11 protein-coding genes are annotated in these 13346 nt (G+C 71.2%); 7 read left to right on the forward strand and 4 right to left on the reverse strand.

Annotation, left to right across the window (positions count from 1 at the left end):
* Nucleotides 1-93: 93 nt before the first annotated feature.
* Complete coding sequence (locus ACGF0D_RS32420; protein ID WP_392922352.1) at nucleotides 94-1242, reverse strand: helix-turn-helix domain-containing protein; 1149 nt, start codon at nucleotides 1240-1242, stop codon at nucleotides 94-96.
* A gap of 3 nt (nucleotides 1243-1245) precedes the next feature.
* Nucleotides 1246-1674: an NUDIX domain-containing protein gene (locus tag ACGF0D_RS32425; protein WP_392922355.1), complete on the reverse strand. Its 429-nt coding sequence runs from the start codon at nucleotides 1672-1674 to the stop codon at nucleotides 1246-1248.
* Between the two features lie 177 nt (nucleotides 1675-1851).
* Here ACGF0D_RS32425 and ACGF0D_RS32430 point away from each other — a divergent pair, with 177 nt between their 5' ends.
* From ACGF0D_RS32430 to ACGF0D_RS32460, 7 genes are all read left to right on the forward strand, one after another.
* Nucleotides 1852-2742 carry a TauD/TfdA family dioxygenase gene (locus tag ACGF0D_RS32430; protein ID WP_392922358.1) on the forward strand — a complete coding sequence of 297 codons (891 nt, stop codon included), beginning with the start codon at nucleotides 1852-1854 and terminating at the stop codon, nucleotides 2740-2742.
* A 64-nt stretch (nucleotides 2743-2806) separates the two neighbouring features.
* Entirely contained in the window at nucleotides 2807-2977 is a 171-nt protein-coding gene (locus ACGF0D_RS32435; protein WP_392922361.1) for an FxLD family lanthipeptide, read from the forward strand.
* Nucleotides 2978-3058: 81 nt separating this feature from the next.
* Complete coding sequence (locus ACGF0D_RS32440) at nucleotides 3059-6067, forward strand: lantibiotic dehydratase (RefSeq protein WP_392922363.1); 3009 nt, start codon at nucleotides 3059-3061, stop codon at nucleotides 6065-6067.
* Nucleotides 6064-7326 carry a lanthionine synthetase C family protein gene (locus ACGF0D_RS32445; RefSeq protein WP_392922365.1) on the forward strand — a complete coding sequence of 421 codons (1263 nt, stop codon included), beginning with the start codon at nucleotides 6064-6066 and terminating at the stop codon, nucleotides 7324-7326. The genes ACGF0D_RS32440 and ACGF0D_RS32445 overlap by 4 nt, the downstream gene beginning before the upstream one ends.
* Before the next feature lie 15 nt (nucleotides 7327-7341).
* The gene (gene fxlM / locus ACGF0D_RS32450; RefSeq protein WP_392922368.1) at nucleotides 7342-9420 is read left to right on the forward strand and encodes a methyltransferase, FxLD system; all 2079 of its coding nucleotides are present in this window, start codon (nucleotides 7342-7344) and stop codon (nucleotides 9418-9420) included.
* A 5-nt stretch (nucleotides 9421-9425) separates the two neighbouring features.
* Nucleotides 9426-10550, forward strand: a complete 1125-nt coding sequence (locus tag ACGF0D_RS32455) for a hypothetical protein (RefSeq protein WP_392922371.1) — start codon at nucleotides 9426-9428, stop codon at nucleotides 10548-10550.
* Between the two features lie 154 nt (nucleotides 10551-10704).
* Nucleotides 10705-11451 (forward strand): DUF5131 family protein, encoded by a 747-nt coding sequence (locus tag ACGF0D_RS32460; RefSeq protein WP_392922373.1) that lies wholly within the window; start codon nucleotides 10705-10707, stop codon nucleotides 11449-11451.
* On the opposite strand, the gene tcmP is transcribed toward ACGF0D_RS32460, so the two are convergent.
* A complete protein-coding gene (tcmP, locus tag ACGF0D_RS32465) occupies nucleotides 11441-12598 on the reverse strand; it encodes a three-Cys-motif partner protein TcmP (RefSeq protein WP_392922376.1) in 1158 nt (385 codons plus the stop codon). The two genes, ACGF0D_RS32460 and tcmP, sit on opposite strands and share 11 nt — an antisense overlap.
* A gap of 88 nt (nucleotides 12599-12686) precedes the next feature.
* Complete coding sequence (locus tag ACGF0D_RS32470) at nucleotides 12687-13121, reverse strand: DUF4259 domain-containing protein (RefSeq protein WP_392922379.1); 435 nt, start codon at nucleotides 13119-13121, stop codon at nucleotides 12687-12689.
* Nucleotides 13122-13346: the final 225 nt, after the last annotated feature.

Consider the following 13346-nt stretch of genomic DNA (forward strand, 5'->3'; position numbering starts at 1 on the left):
AGCGACGCCCCACCACACCGTCAAGATGGTTCAGCTCAGAGCTCAGGAATGTGAATCGCCATGCTCATCGCCGCCGTACTGCCGGGTCGGAGGTCAGGCCGCTATCTCGGCCCGCAGCCGCGCCAAGGCGTCACCCGCGCGCTCCCGGACCTCAGGCAGGCTGCGACCGGCCCGCACGACGCGCTGGAGCTGGTGCGGCAGGTGGTGGAGGGTCGCCCCGTCGACCGCCGCGCCGAGCTGCTGCGCCGCTCCGGTGGAATCCCCTTTCCTAAGCAGCACCTCGCCCGCGGTGATCGCCGCGATGATCCGCCACTGGGAGGTCGCCCCGAGTCCGGCGACGGGCGCGCGGTCGAGCTGCCGGACGGCCTCCGCGACCCGGCCCGTGCTCATGAGACCCCGGAGGCGGACCTCGTGGAGGGTGAACTCGGAGAACAGGGCGGTGGGCGCCGCCTCGCCCAGGAGACGGTGACCCTCCTCGATCGCGGTGTCGAAGACGACGGCGTTGCCCGCGGCCCCGGCGGCGCGGGCGAGCAGGACGACCGCCTCGGCGCGTTCGGTGGCGGTGCGGGCGGTGTCACGGGCCTGCCCAAGCCGGTCCAGCGCCCGCAGGTGCAACCCTGCTTTGCGGAGCTCGTTGCCGTGGTGGCGCAGAGCGTTGGCGTGCAGGCCGGGGTCGCCCAGGCGCCGGGCAACGTTCAGGCCCTTGCCGGTCCAGCGGGCGGCGGTGGCCAGGCGCTCCTCCGGCAGCACATGGCCCAGGGCGACGCCCAGACTGACGCGGGCCCGGGCGAGCAGGCGCAAGGTGTCGAGGTCGGCGTGGCCGTCTGCGATCCGGGCCTCCAGGCGGGCTACCAGCGGCCACAGCTCGGCGACGGCAGTATTGGCCTGGCCGGCCTGGCGGGCGATCTCGGCCAGGCGCAGCACGGATTCGGCGAGCTGGATCACGAGTTGGTGGTCTCCGTCCGCGTCGTCGGTGATGCCGAGGCAGTGCGGCGGGAGGCCGAGGCGTTCGGCGATGTGGCGCAGGGCGCCCAGGTCGGTGATGGTGCGCGAGCCGGTTTCGATGCGGGAGACGTAGCTGGTGGAGTAGCCGAGGACGTCGGCGAGCTCTTGTTGCGGCAGCCCGTGGAGTTCGCGGTAGAGCTGGAGGATCTCGGGCAGGGCGCGGCGGCGCAGGATGTCCTGGGCCCTGGGGGTGGTCCAGTGCCAGCGGAAGCCGCCATGGGGGTCGATCCGGGTCACCGGTCAGGCCTGGTGGTGCAGTTCGTACCAGCGGGCGATGGAGTCCTTGTAGCCCTGCGGCATGGCCAGGCCGGGCACCTCGTCGCGGTGGAAGAGGCCGGCTTCCTTGTGTTCGTGGCTCACGACCGGGGCCTGATGCGCGTCGGTGGCAGTGCAGCCGTAGGTGACGATGAAGACCTGGCGGCCGGGGATCGGCTCGTACATCCACACGTCCAGCAGGGGGCCGGCGGTGGCCGTCCAGCCGCTCTCCTCGTGGATCTCGGTGACAACCCGCTCTTCGGGGGTCTCGTCGCCCTCCAGCTTCCCGCCGGGCAGCTCCCACTCCTGGCGCTCGTTCTTCAGCAGCAGCACCCGCTGCTGCGGGTCGAGGACGACGCCCTTGATGGAGATCGGGAAGGCCTTTGGCACGTAGGGCTGTTCAGTCTCGTTCATCGCTTCTTCCGAGGCACGCAGACGGGCACGGGCCTGTCGAAGGTAGCAGTCGCGGGCCTCCGCGGTGTCCCACGGTCCGGTGATCGCGCTTTGACAATCTGTCACTTTCCATCGGGTGGGTGGGGCGTGGAGAGTGTGTCGCCTCCCATCCGCTCGGTCCCACGAGGGAGCTTCACCATGCCGTCGTTCGACACTCATGGCACCAGCGGCGACGACTTCACCGCGGGCGGGCTGGACGGAGAGGTGCGCGAGCAGGCCGGTGAGGCGCTGCGGGAGCACGGGCTACTGAGGCTCGCCAGGTTGCGTGGTCGCGACGATGTGCTCCTCGCGACCGGCCGGTTGATGTCCTCGTTGTGGCAGCACCGGGATGCCGACCCGGACGGGTTGACCGTCATCCGCGACACCGGCCGCCACAGCGGGCGACCGGGCTTCGCGGGCCTGGGGCGCGGCGCGCTGGCCCTGCACACCGAGTGCGCGCAGCACTCGGATCCGCCCCGTCTGCTTCTGCTGGCGTGTGCGCGGGCCGGCGACGCGGGAGGTGAGAGCCTGCTGGTCGACGGCCGGGCCATCCTCGCCGAGCTGGCCGCGCACCACCCCGCCGCCATCGAGGCATTCTCCGCGGAGCGAGCCGCGTACTTCGGCGGATCGAGTGGCCACTTCGCCTCGGTGTTCCAGCAACTGCCCGCCGGGTGGTGGCGGTTGCGGCTTCGCCAGGACGACCTGGCCCGGTTCTCCCCCGACGCCCAGGCTCACCTGCCCGCCCTGCGCCAGGCCATCGAACGGAACACTCACCGACTCCGGCTGGCCTCCGGACAAGGCGTCGTGCTGGACAACCACCGTCTGCTGCACGGCCGCACCGCGTTCTCGGGCGAGCGGCTGATACTGCGCGCGCTGGGCGAGCCGCACCCCGCGCTCGGTCTCGGACCCGGCTTCCGCCAGCCGTGGTCCCCCACCAGCCTCTCCACCCCGCACGGGGGCGCCCACGCCGCAGAGTCCGTCGAACCGCCCGCCCCTGCCGGGCAGTCGGCCCTCGACACGCGGCGCTGCCGCCCCACCGACTCCTGGTGACGCGGGGCGCACCCGCGCCCCGGCTCCAGGCACCCGCAAAGGAAACCCTCAAGGAGGAGCCACCATGGCTCAGATGATCCCGGCCGAGACCAAGGCCACCACGGCCGCCGTCGTCGGCGACGAGTTCGACCTCGACGTGCGCACCGTCGAGACCACCGACGCGGCCAGCCTGCAGGTCCTCACCGACGACGGCTGCGGCTCCACCTGCGGCGCCTGCACCACCGGCGTGCACTGACCCTCCCGGGTGGTTCCCCGGGACCTGCTCTCGGGGAACCACCCGTCCCCGCCCCATCTCCGAATCCCGAGGTCCGCAGCGATGCGCCCACCCAACCCCAAGGCCGCCTACCGCGCTGCCGGCGTGGCGCTCGTACGCGCCGTCGCCCGCCCCGACCTGCGAGTGCCGGCCTGGCCCGACCTCTCGGCCGCCGGACCTGCCGAGGCCCTCCAGCAGGCACAGTGGCTGCGGGCCCTGTGGGCCGACGACCACCTCGCCCGCGCCCTTGAACTGGCCAGCCCGGCCCTCTCCGATCGCGTCACCCAGCTGATCGGCAACCCGCAGCCCGCCCCGCGCGAAGTGCGGCGTGCCGCGCTCTCCACCGCCCGCTACCTCCTGCGCGCAGCCCGTCGTGCCACCCCGTTCGGACGCTTCGCAGGTGTGCAGGCGACATCGTTCGGACCGCTCTGCGTGGTGCGTTGGGGCGACCGGCACCGCACTATCACCAGTGCTTCTGAGTCCCTGCTCGCACAGGCCGTCGGCCTGTTGGAGTGCCGCCCCGCCGTGCTGGCACTCCTGGACGTGGCAGCGAACAACACCGTCCAGGTGCGGGGCGATCGCCTCGTCGTCCCCTATCGGCCGGCCCGCCGGGCCGACGGCAGCACGGCCACGGCCGAGACGACACTACGACACACCCGTCCCGTCGCCTTCGCCCTCTCTGCTACCCGTCTTCCGCTCCGCTTCCGGGACTTGGCCGAAGCCGTCCACACCGAGTTCCCCGCCGCATCGGCCGAACAGGTCACCGGCATCCTGTCCGAGCTCGTCGCCCAGCGAGTGCTCGTCACGAACCTGCACGCTCCGGCGACCGACCCCGATCCGCTCGGCCACCTCCTCACGGTCTTGTCGAAGATCAGCCCCGAGCACGTCCCCGAGGCAGCCAAGATCCTGACGGACCTCCGGACCGCCAGTAGTCGTCCTTCGGTGGCCGCCGTCGACCTTCGACTGGACGCCGACCTGGTTCTCCCCCGCTCAGTGGCTAACGAGGCTGCCCGAGCCGCCCACCTGCTGGCCCGGCTCAGTGCCGCGCCCAACGGCACGGCAGCGTGGCGGGCCTACCACCAGCGCTTCTACGAGCGCTACGGCCGCGGCACCCTGGTCCCGCTGCTCGACATGGTGGCCGACAGCGGAATCGGCTGGCCCGACGGTTACCCCGGTGCCCGGCCCGCCGAGAAGTCGCGCTTCGACGAGCGCGACGAACTGCTCGCCGCGCTCGCCCAGCGAGCCGCTCTCGACGGCGCGCGTGAGGTCGTCCTCGACGAAGCGCTGTTGACCTCCCTCCAGCTGGGCCCGGACGAACCCCGCCTTCCTCCGCACCTGGAGGTCATCACCCACGTCCACGCCCGCAGTCGGGAGACGCTCGACCGGGGCGAGTTCCGGTTGGAGGTGGTCTCGGTGTCCCGGGCCGCCGGCGTCTCGGTCGGCCGCTTCCTCCACCTCCTTAAACCCGAGAACCGGACTGCCTTCACCACCCTGCTAGCGGACCTCCCGACGATGGACAAGCACGCCGTCACCGCCCAGATCTCGTTCCCGCCGCTGGATCCCGCCAGCGGGCACGTCGCCCGAAGCCTGCCGACGGGTCGGCTGGTGATCAGCCTCGCCGAGCACCGCATCGCCGCCGAAGGCGTCCTCGGCCCGCAGGACCTGGCGGTGGGCTGCGACGGGCGGCGCATGTACCTGGCGGCACCGGCACTCGGTGTGAGGATCGAGGCCGCCGCCACCCACGCCCTCAACCTCCGCCACCACACCCCGCCGCTCGCCCGGCTGATCACCGAGCTGTCCCGCGCCCAGGCCGCACAGGTCACCCGATTCGACTGGGGTTCGCTCCACGCACTGCCCTTCCGGCCTCGGCTGCGGCACCGGCGGGTCATCCTCTCCCCCGCCATCTGGCGCCTCACCGCCGCCGAACTTCCCGCCGGCGACGCCTCGCAGCGACGGTGGGACGAGGCCCTCATGTCGTGGGCGGAACGGCGCCGAGCCCCGCGGCACGTGATGCTGGCCGCCGACAGCCAGGGCCTGCCGCTCGACCTCGACCATCCCGGCCACCGGGTCCTGCTACGCGACCACCTCCGCTCCGCCCCGCACGCTGTCCTGGTCGAGGAGCCCGAGCCCGCCGACCTCGGCTGGGCAGGCGGTCGAGCCCACGAGATCGTCGTTCCCGTCACCGTCACCCGGGCGCCGGCGTGGCCGCGCCTGCCCAAGCCCACCCCGAGCCGAATCCTGCGACGGGGCCACGGCGAAGCGCCGGGCACCTCCCGCATGCTGCTCGCATCCCTCTACGGCGACCTGGAACGCCAGGACACCGTCCTCGCCCGCCACCTACCCGACCTCCTGGAGCGGCTCGGCAACCCGAAATGGTGGTTCGTCCGCTTCCGCGACCCTCGCCACCACCTGCGGTTGCGCATCGCCCTACCCGAGCCAGCCACCTTCGGCCCCACAACCGCCGTGATCAGCACCTGGACAGCCGAACTCCATCAAGCCGGGCTGCTCGCAGAGGTCGTGTACCCCACCTCGTACCCGGAGACCGGCCGGTGGGGCGAAGGACCCGCCTGGGCGGCAGCAGAGGAAGTCTTCCGCGCGGACTCCACCACCGTTCTCGCTCAGCTCTCCCAGCCCACGCTGCCCGACCGGCAGGCGCTGCTCGCCGCCCACGCCATCGCCATCACGGCAGGGTTCGCCGGCTCGGCCACTGCCGGGCTGCACTGGCTCGTCGACAACGTCCCCTCCCAAGCACCGGCCGCCGTCCCACGGCCCGTGTTCCGCGAGGCCGTACGCCTGGCCGATCCGGCTCGCGACTGGGCAGCCCTTCGTGCCGAGGCCACCGGTGCCGCGATCCTGGGCGCCTGGCCCGCACGCCATCAGGCGCTCGACGCCTACCGCCACTTCTTCCCCAGCCCGCACACCGAAGGCGTGCAGGCGGACGACGTCCTCGGGTCCCTCCTCCACTGCTCCTTCGTGCGGGCACACCGCATCGACTTCGATGACGAAGCCCAGGTCCTCTACCTGGCGCGCGCCGCCGCCCTCGCCCGCCTCGCCCGGGACGGTGACCGGTGACCACCTCACACCCCGCTCTCCGCCTGTCCGACCGGATCGCCGAGCTGCTCACGGACCCCGAGGCCGTGCCGCCCGCCTGGTCGTCCCGTCCGCAGTGGCGCCAGTCCCTCGCGCATGGCGCCCCCGGCATCGCTCTGCTCCACATCGAACGCGCCGCCACCGGCCGAGGCCCGTGGGAACCGGTCCGCGCCTGGCTGTCCGTCGCCGCCGCGACCCCGGTGACGAGCGGCGCCGAGAGCTACCTGTACTACGGTGCGCCGGCGCTCGCGCACGCCCTCGCCTGCGCCGCGCAGGCCCGGCCAGGCTCCTACCAGCATGCCCTCGCCCACCTCGACCAGGTCGTGGCGAACGACGCGATGCGGCGCTGCGACGCAGCCCTCGCCCGGTTCGACCACGGCGACCTGCCGGCGCTCGCGGAGTTCGACGCCATCCGGGGCCTGGCCGGCATCGGCTCCGTACTCCTGGGTCGGTCGCCCGGCGGCGAGGCCATCCGTCGGGTCCTGGACTGCTTGGTCCGCCTCACCGACGACGTCAAGCACGACAGCCGAACGCTGCCGGGCTGGTGGACGTTGGTCGGCCCCTCCGGCAGGCCGGATGAGCGGTTCCCGGACGGGCACGCCAACACCGGCGTGGCACACGGCATCGCAGGCCCCCTGGCGCTGCTCGCCCTGGCCCTGCGCCTCGGCATCGAGGTTGACGGCCAGCGCGAAGCGATCCACACCATCCTGGCCTGGCTGGAGCGCTGGCGCGAAGGCCACGCCTGGCCGTACTGGATCACGCCCGCCCATCTCGACGGCGCCGGGCACTGGCGACCGCTGCCGCCCCAGCGGCCGAGCTGGTGCTACGGCACCGCCGGAATCGCGCGCGCCCAGCAGCTCGCCGCCCTCGCCCTCGGCGACCACCACCTGCGCAACGACGCCGAACAAGCCCTCACCACTGCGCTGGCGGACCCGAAGGCTCTCGCCGCGACCACCGACCTTTCGGCCTGCCACGGCTACGCCGGTCTCGCCCACATCGCCCACCGCGCCGCCACCGACGCCCTCCCCCACAACGCGGACCGCCTGCACTCCGCCACCTCCCTGCTCCTCGACACCGCCCACCCGCCCCGCACCGACCCCGACGCGCAAGCCCACCACCTCCTCGCCACAGCGGGGCCCGCCTTCCTGGAGGGCGCGGCCGGCACCGCCCTCGCCCTGCTCGCCCCCGCAACTGGCACCACCCCCGCAACCAGCTGGTACGCCTGCCTCCTGACCGCCTGACCAAGGACCCCTTCGATGACCACCGACTGGATCCAGCACGACCTCACCTTCAACGACCCCGCCACCGTCGACCAGATCGCCGCCCACCACCTGACCCCCGTCCTCGCCCACGCCCAGAACTCCGGCGCGCTGGAAGACTGGTGGTACATGCGCAAGAAGGGGCTGCGGCTGCGCTACCGCGCCGCCGCCTCCGCCCCCGTCGTCACCGCACTCCTGGACACGCTCGTCGAGACGGGACTCGTCAAGGGCTGGGCCACCGCGGTCTACGAGCCGGAGACCGAGGCATTCGGCGGCCCCGAGGCCATGGAGATCACCCACCAGCTCTTCCACACCGACAGCCGGCACCTGATGGCCCGTGCCGCCAAGCCCGACCCTCCTGCACTCCGCAGCACCGAGACCTTCGTCGTCCTCGTCTCCGCCATGCTCCGCTCCGCCGGCCTCGACTGGTACGAACAGGGCAACGTCTGGGCCAAGTTCGCTGCCGAACGCCCCGCGCCGCCCGCCCTCGCACCCGAACGGGCCGCCGCCCTGACCGCCGCGATGCGCCGCCTCATGACCGTGGACACCCGCCAACTCTCCCGCCCCGGTGAACCGCTCGCCGGGCACGCCGGCTGGGTCGACGCCTTCGAGGAGACCGGACAGGACCTCGTCCGTCTCGCACGGGACGGCCTTCTCACCCGCGGACTGCGCGCCGTCCTCGCCCACCTGATGATCTTCCACGCCAACCGAGCTGGATTACCGGTCGAGCACCAATCCGCAGCCGCCGCACGCGCGTTGGACGCCGTCTTCCATTCTGGCGAGGGCCCCACGCCCTCGCAGCCCACCATCCGCACAACCACTAGGGTCGCCCACGTGACTACTCTCAGCAACAACGCTTCCATCCCCGTCGACCAGCTGCGCGACAGCCTCACCGACCGCCTGATCGACCAGGGCGCCATCCGCTCCGACGCGGTCCAGGCCGCCTTCCGCACCGTCGCCCGCGAGCACTTCCTGCCCGGCTTCCCCCTGGAGGCCGCCTACGCGGACAACCCCACCTACACCAAGACCGACGGCTCCGGCACCCAGATCAGCGCCGCCTCCCAACCCGCCATCGTCGCCCTGATGCTGGAGCAGCTCGGCGCCCAGCCCGGCCAGCGCGTCTTCGAGGCCGGGGCCGGGACCGGAGTCAACGCCGCCTACCTGGCCAGCATCGTCGGCCCCGACGGGCACGTGGTCACCGTCGACGTGGACGACGACCTCGTCGACGGCGCCCGCAAGCACCTCACGGACGCCGGGCTCACCAACGTCGACGTGGTCCTCGGCGACGGCGCGCTCGGCCACCCCGACGCCGCCCCGTTCGACCACGTGATCGCCACGGTGAGCACCAGCGAGATGCCCACCGCCTGGCTCCGGCAGGTCAAGCCCACCGGGCGGATCGTCCTGCCCCTGCGCCTGCGCGGCACCGCCTCACGCACCATCGCCTTCGAGCGCGGCGAGAACGGCTGGGTGTCGGTCGACGACCAGCTCGCCGTCTTCATGCCGCTGCGCGGCAGCATGGACGACGCCCGCCGCACCATCCCCCTCACCCACGAGGGCGACGTCACCCTCCAGGTCCACAAGGACCAGCACGACACCGCCGACGCCGAGCTGCTACTCGGCGTCCTCGACATCGAACGCCACGACGTCTGGACCGGCGTCACCATCCCCGCCGGCACCACCTACGAGTACCAGGACCTGTGGCTCGCCCTCACCCTCCCCAACTCCCTCATGAGGATGAGCGTGACCGGCACTGCCCGCGAACGCGGCATCACCCCCATGTTCGGCTGGGGCGCCATGGCCACCGTGGACGGCGGCTCCCTCGCCTACCTCACCCTCCGCCCCGGAGAACCCGACAACGACGGCCGCAAGACCTACGAGACCGGCGTCATCGGCCACGGCCCGGCAGGAGCCGACCTCGCCGACCTCGCCGCCGAGCAGATCCGCACCTGGAGCACCGGCTTCCGCGACCGGACCCTGCGAATTGAACTCCCCGACGCCCCTACCACCGCGGACCCGACCGCCGGCCGCTTCGTTCTGGACCGCCCCCACCACCCGATCACCGTCACCTGGGAGTGACCCACGTGCACCCGACCGGACCGATCGCCCAGCGCTTCCCGCTGGTCGCACGCCACCGGCCCGCGTGCCTGCCACTGAACGCCCGTGTCGGCCGGCTCGTGGAGCTGGCCGACACGGCCTCCCGGCAGAACGACCCGAGCCTCGCCTCCACAGTCTTCAACCAGGCCGCCCTCCTTGCCTCCGACCTCGGCCTTCCCGACTACGCCCGCGAGCTCTGCCACCGCCACGCCGCCCTCTACCTCAACCGCGGCCCGCTCCCCGCGACGAGCGCCATCCGCGGCCTGGAGCCGATCGTCAACCTCGCCCGACTCCACATCCGCGCCGGCCACCACCAACGCGGCCACCAACTCCTCCTCGACCTCTACCGCGCCGTCACCACCGCCACCGAGGCAACGCTCGACGGCATCACCGTCCCCGCCCACCTCACCGACACCAGCGAGCAGCGCGCCGAGGTCCGCCAGTGGCTATGGCGGGTCGTCATCGCCGACGGCACCCGCGCCCTCACCACCGCCGGCCGCTGGACGGACGCCCTACGCCACATCGAGCAACACCACGGCATCGGCCAACGCATCCTCGACGGCCGCCAGACCGCCATCCTCGCCTACGCCACCACCAGCGATCTGCCTGGCGCCCTCACCGTGCTGGCAGCCACCGAGCCCGGCGCGCCCTGGGAGAACGCCGTCACCGCCGTCCTCACCGCCCTGTGCCGCCCCGGTGACCAGTACGCCACCGAGACCGCGATCGAGCACTGCCTCGCCTACGAACCGGGCGAGGGCCTGGCCTTGTTCACCACCCGCCTCGCCCTGACCGCGCTCGACACTGTCGGCCCCAGCACACCCTCCACCCACCGCTTGATCAAGCAACTATCAAGCAGAACAGGTGAGTCCGTCGACGGCTACGCACTCCGGGACCTCCTCTCCCACCCCGTCGCCCTCGCTCACCTCCGTACTTCCCATGTAGAAGCCCTCAAGGAGTCCCTGGCGGTCTGCGCATTGGACACCGGCAACTTGCCACCACGCCTCAGAACTGTCCTTGAGGAGGCCCTCGCCTGCGCGAGGACCGTTCTGGAATCCGCCCCGCTCGATCCGATCCATCCCAACGTGCCGGTCCGGACCGATGCCGGCCAGTGATCGCCACGTGGTGCACTCGCGCTCCAAGTGGGTGTGACCAGCCGGTTCGACAGGGCCAGCGTCAGCGGAGGATGGTAGGGCGAGTGCCGTGCCGCCCATGGCGGACGCGAAGCGGCAGCGGCGGCTGCCGGAGGGCAGTGGTAAGGAGCGGGCAGTGAGTGACCGAAGTGGCATCGAGTGGACAGAGGCGACATGGAACCCCACCACCGGATGCGACCGGGTCTCGGCCGGCTGCGACAACTGCTACGCCCTCGCGCTCGCGAAGCGGCTGAAGGCGATGGGCGCGGCCAAGTACCAGGCCGACGGCGATCCTCGGACATCCGGCCCGGGCTTCGCCCTCACCCTCCATCGGGACACCCTAGAGGTGCCGTACGGCTGGAAGAGCCCGCGGACGGTGTTCGTGAACTCGATGTCGGACCTGTTCCACGCGAAGGTCCCGCTCGACTTCGTGCGCCGGGTGTTCATGGTGATGGCAGACACCCCTCAGCACACCTACCAGGTGCTCACCAAGCGGACCAGGAGGCTGCGGCGGGTTGCCGACCGGCTGGACTGGCCGGCGAACCTATGGATGGGGGTGTCGGTCGAGACCGCGGCCGAACTCGACCGGGTCGACGACCTGCGGGCCGTCCCGGCCGCCGTGCGGTTCCTGTCCTGCGAACCGCTACTCGGTCCGCTCGACGGGCTCGACCTAGACGGAATCCACTGGGTGATCGCCGGTGGCGAGTCGGGTCCCGCCCACCGCCCGATGGAGGCGGCCTGGGCCCGGCAAGTGCGCGACGCCTGCTTGGAGAAGGAGGTGGCGTTCTTCTTCAAGCAGTGGGGCGGTCGCACGCCCAAGGCCGGCGGTCGCCTCCTGGACGGACGGACCTGGGACCAGATGCCGTTGCCGGTCAGCGCGTGAGTGGTGGCCTCACCAGCAGGTCATAGACCTTTTCGCGCTGATGACTCATGCCGTCGCTCGGTGTCCCACCCCGACGGTGCAGCAGCTTGATCGCATCGCGCGCCGCGGTCTCGGTGACCTGACCGTAGTACTCACCGAACACCTCCAGCGTGTGGTCGACCAACCTGATGGTGCGGCCGCGACGCAACAGACAAGCGAGGTTGTCGGCCATCGCGGGCACGGCGAGATCGCGGACCTTCTGCGGGTCGGGCCGTTGCAGACTGACCACGGGGAACAACCCGTCGTCCGTCGCCTCCTCCTGGAGTTCGAGTTGCTGCCACCAAGTGTCACGGGCCCGGGCGTGGGCGTCGCCGAACGCCCACAGGCCGTGCTGGCGGCGGGTGCCGAACACCAAGTTGTAGACGGCCTTTTGACCAGGCGCCTTTGTGACCGGCACGGAGCGCATCTGCATGCCGACGGCTTTGCCCAGCCTGGCGCTGTACTCCGCGGCGACCTTCTCGTCGGCCTCCCGGCTGTAGCCGCCCGCGAAGAAGTCACGCCACCATGGGCCGCCGCACACCTCGTCGAGGCGCTGGTTGGTGCGCTCGATTCCCTTGGGCGACTGCGAGTTGCCGCCGATGCGGCGGATCGCCATCATGCTGAAGTTCAGGAGGAACTCGGTCGGTGGTTTGGGCCCGGGCCGGCCTTTGGCGAGCACGTCCACGAGACGTTCGAACGGCAAGGCGAGCCCGCAGGGATCGAGGAAGAGGAACAGCGGCTGACCGGTCGCGGCGGCGAGCACCTCGTCGAAGTAACCGAGGACGTCTCCCCGAAACGCCCTGGCATCGACCCCTCGCGCCTGGTACTCCGCGACCAGCGAGCCGAGTTGAGCGAAGGACGGCGCTGACTTCTCCGCGAAGAAGCAGGTCCAGTGAATACCCGCCTTGGCCTGGAGGTCCGCCGCGATCTGAAGGATCCGGGCGGCTGAGCCCGGCTCGCCGTTCTCGTACCGACCCTCGCCCGCGTAGCCGTCGAGGTAGGTCACCCGCCTGCCGTACGCTCCGGTCATCCCTCCGAACTTGGGCATGTAGCGGCTCAGCAGTGCGTGTTTGAAGACGCTCGGCAGTTCAGGCTCCGACCAGTACTCCCCCGACGTGCCTTTCGACATGCGTCCCCCTTCGCCGTCAGTCGATTGGCTTTGTTCACTAGTTTCGGTTCTGGCTCAACTTCCGTGACCGGTAGCGGTGAGTGACCACTTAGATTTCGAAGAGCGCGTCCTCTTGTGGCTGACTCGGAGGGTCGAGGAGGTCACGGAGTCTCTTGACCCCCTGACGCCAGCGCAGGCCATCCGAGAAATCGAACCAGCCTTCGACAAGGTCGGACTGCTCCGCCACCACCCGATCCAGGGCGTCGACAGCGAGCATCGTGAGGTCTGCAGGGAACGTCGGCAATGGCTCAGATGGGCCGTAGATCGGGCAGGTCGGCTCGCCGCCGTGCTGCGCGGCGATCAGGGCAGCGGCTGCCACTGCCCGCTCGCCATCGGGCTGATCAAGGTAGTCCGTGGAGTTGGCAGCGCGTTTCAGCATGCGGCGGACCATATCCTCCCGTTCTCCCGCGGGAGCGTCGTCAAGGTCGCCGGCGAAGTCGGCAGCGGTGTCGTTGTCGAACGGGCCGATGTCCCAAGTGCCCATAGTGATCTCCTTTTGCCGAAGTCCGGGGATCCTCGCACAGGCTGCCGACAGCAAGGTCATGATGCGAGCAAGACCCGTTTCCGCAGGAGCTCAAAGCCGGCCCGGCCGTACATCTGGCGCTTGAGCATCTTAGAAGTTACGTGGAATCTGTCCGGGGTGATCATGTCTCCCCGGTGCAACCACGGACTTGGGAGACGGCTTGAGCGGCGCGAAGTTGCTGACGGA

It is taken from the genome of Kitasatospora sp. NPDC048298 (assembly GCF_043201465.1).
Taxonomy (GTDB): domain Bacteria; phylum Actinomycetota; class Actinomycetes; order Streptomycetales; family Streptomycetaceae; genus Kitasatospora.

Coding starts and splice junctions, on each gene's coding strand:
- ACGF0D_RS32430 (WP_392922358.1), top strand. CDS start 1,852: ATGCCGTCGTTCGACACTCATGGCACCAGCGGCGACGACTTCACCGCG.
- ACGF0D_RS32470 (WP_392922379.1), bottom strand. CDS start 13,121: ATGGGCACTTGGGACATCGGCCCGTTCGACAACGACACCGCTGCCGAC.
- ACGF0D_RS32435 (WP_392922361.1), top strand. CDS start 2,807: ATGGCTCAGATGATCCCGGCCGAGACCAAGGCCACCACGGCCGCCGTC.
- ACGF0D_RS32440 (WP_392922363.1), top strand. CDS start 3,059: ATGCGCCCACCCAACCCCAAGGCCGCCTACCGCGCTGCCGGCGTGGCG.
- ACGF0D_RS32425 (WP_392922355.1), bottom strand. CDS start 1,674: ATGAACGAGACTGAACAGCCCTACGTGCCAAAGGCCTTCCCGATCTCC.
- fxlM (WP_392922368.1), top strand. CDS start 7,342: ATGACCACCGACTGGATCCAGCACGACCTCACCTTCAACGACCCCGCC.
- tcmP (WP_392922376.1), bottom strand. CDS start 12,598: ATGTCGAAAGGCACGTCGGGGGAGTACTGGTCGGAGCCTGAACTGCCG.